The organism is Streptomyces sp. OR43, assembly GCF_008042275.1.
GTDB lineage: Bacteria > Actinomycetota > Actinomycetes > Streptomycetales > Streptomycetaceae > Streptomyces.
In genome coordinates, this window is sequence record NZ_RDBK01000104.1 from 1 (window position 1) to 1870 (window position 1870).

The window sequence follows — 1870 nt, forward strand, 5'->3', positions numbered from 1 at the left end:
CCGCCACCCCGCCCGACGACGTGCACCCCGCCACCCCGCCCGACGACGTGCACCCCGGGCAGCTCGAAGTCCCCCTGCCACCCATCCAATCCGCACTCACCCGGAGCCTCTAATGACCGAACAGCAGCACGAGCCCGGCGCCTACTACTGGAACGCCGACAGCAGCTTCTGCAAGCACGGCGCCGAGCCGGACATCGGCACCGGCGGCGACGCATGGGACCTGTGGTCCGACCGGCACCCGGTCAGCGACGACGGCCACATCTGCCTCGACGCCCCTGCCGGGGACGCCTGCCTGGAGTGCTCGGCCGACGACGGCGAGATGGTCCCGTGGGCTGCCTGCCGAGTCCGCGAGCACGCCCGCCCCAAGTACGGCGTGGTTCCCAACCCCGATGCCGAGCACCAGCAGGTGACCGTCTGGGTCGGGACCGTCGAGTGCCTGGAGCGCGAGTGCGAGGAGTACTTCACCGACGACGGCGACACCGACCCCGGCGTTGAGCGCTGCTCCCACGTCCGTGAAGAGAGCGCCTGCTCCTGCCAGCGCGACAACGACGGCGAGTACGGCAGCGCCCCTTGCTCGGCCCTCGCCCTCACCCCGTGACACGCCGCACGCCCCGGCCGGGGGCTATCCGGCCGGGGCGTCTCCCCATCCTTCCACCCGCACCCGAGGAGTCCCTGATGCCCGACACCACACCCACCACCGAACTCCGCGAGCAGCTCGGTCAAGTTCTCCGCCGCTGGGGCCTCCTTGACGAGGTGAACGATCCGGCTGCGGCCGAGGAGTTCGCAGTCACCGACCTGATGGCCGTACTGCGCCAGCCCCCGGCCCGGCTGGTCCTCGGCACCACCGACCAGCAGCCCACGACCGAGGCGCACCGTCTGTCCCTGTCCGAGGCGTTGGGGTTGGGGACCGGGGCGCCGTGGGGTGTCATCCGCGACCGGGCCGCAGAGCTGAGCGACCAGGCGGCGGTTCTGTCCGCTGAGCTCACCCGCCGCGCCCCACTCATGGGCGAGTACGCGGCCGAGATCCATCGGCTGCGGGCTGAGCGCACCGAGCTGGTCCGGCAACTGGACTGCCTGCGAGGAGACATGCGGGACATGGAGGCCCACGTGAGGGAGCAGGACGCCGAGTTTGAGCACCTTCGCCGCATGGCCGACGAGGCGCAGCAGCCCGGGGCCGAGGTCGGTCCGACCGTGGCCGACGTGCAAGCCATGCAGACCCGCATGCGAGCCGACGCGGCCACCCACGACGTGACCACCCTGCTCGGCCTTATTGCCGCCTGGCACCGCAGCTCTGAAGGGGGCGACGTGCTAATCGACGACCTGGAACAGGCCGGGTTCCGGCTGCCCGAGCCCGCCGCCGGCCAGCCGGACACGGAGACCGAGGCGGCGAAGTGACCCAGCAGCCCGAGGCCGCCGTGCAGCCGTTCGCCCTTCACCTCGACGCGTCAGACGGCAGCAGCATCTCCGGCGTGGGCGTCGTCTGGCCGGACGGCGCCGCCACCCTCTACCGCCCCAGCTCGCCGAGCGTGTTCCCGCTGACTGCCCGGTCACTGGACGACCTGCTGACGATTTTCTGCGGCAGTCACCGACACCTGTACCGCATCGAGCACCTCGCCACCCCCGCCTCGTGACTCTGGCCCGGCTTGCCCCGCACGTGGCCCTCCGCGCCGCGCTGAGCGTCCTCACGGCGCTCTGCCTCCGGGAGGGCCACCGAGGACGCACACGGCCCGGACACGGGCAGCAGCGGCCACACACGCGGCACGGGGTCGACTCCGACGGAAGCCCTGTACGGCCGCCTGCGGGCCTGGAAAGGGTTCCGGGTACCCGCACCTCCAACGAAGCAGTGTTCGAGCCAGGGGCGGGCAGCGGG

The 1870-nt window shown here is 72.0% G+C and carries 3 protein-coding genes; all 3 read left to right on the forward strand.

The window, feature by feature from the left end; all coding sequences use genetic code 11:
- Positions 1–112: 112 nt before the first annotated feature.
- The 3 genes from EAO72_RS41160 to EAO72_RS41170 all read left to right on the forward strand — a co-directional run bounded on the left by EAO72_RS41160 (position 113) and on the right by EAO72_RS41170 (position 1631).
- Complete coding sequence (locus tag EAO72_RS41160; RefSeq protein ID WP_148022501.1) at positions 113–598, forward strand: hypothetical protein; 486 nt, start codon at positions 113–115, stop codon at positions 596–598.
- A 77-nt stretch (positions 599–675) separates the two neighbouring features.
- Positions 676–1395: a hypothetical protein gene (locus tag EAO72_RS41165; RefSeq protein WP_148022502.1), complete on the forward strand. Its 720-nt coding sequence runs from the start codon at positions 676–678 to the stop codon at positions 1393–1395.
- Entirely contained in the window at positions 1392–1631 is a 240-nt protein-coding gene (locus EAO72_RS41170) for a hypothetical protein (RefSeq protein WP_148022503.1), read from the forward strand. The genes EAO72_RS41165 and EAO72_RS41170 overlap by 4 nt, the downstream gene beginning before the upstream one ends.
- Positions 1632–1870: the final 239 nt, after the last annotated feature.

Bases quoted from the DNA above. Each gene is read 5' to 3' on its own strand.
- EAO72_RS41160 (WP_148022501.1), top strand. From the start codon at position 113: ATGACCGAACAGCAGCACGAGCCCGGCGCCTACTACTGGAACGCCGAC.
- EAO72_RS41165 (WP_148022502.1), top strand. From the start codon at position 676: ATGCCCGACACCACACCCACCACCGAACTCCGCGAGCAGCTCGGTCAA.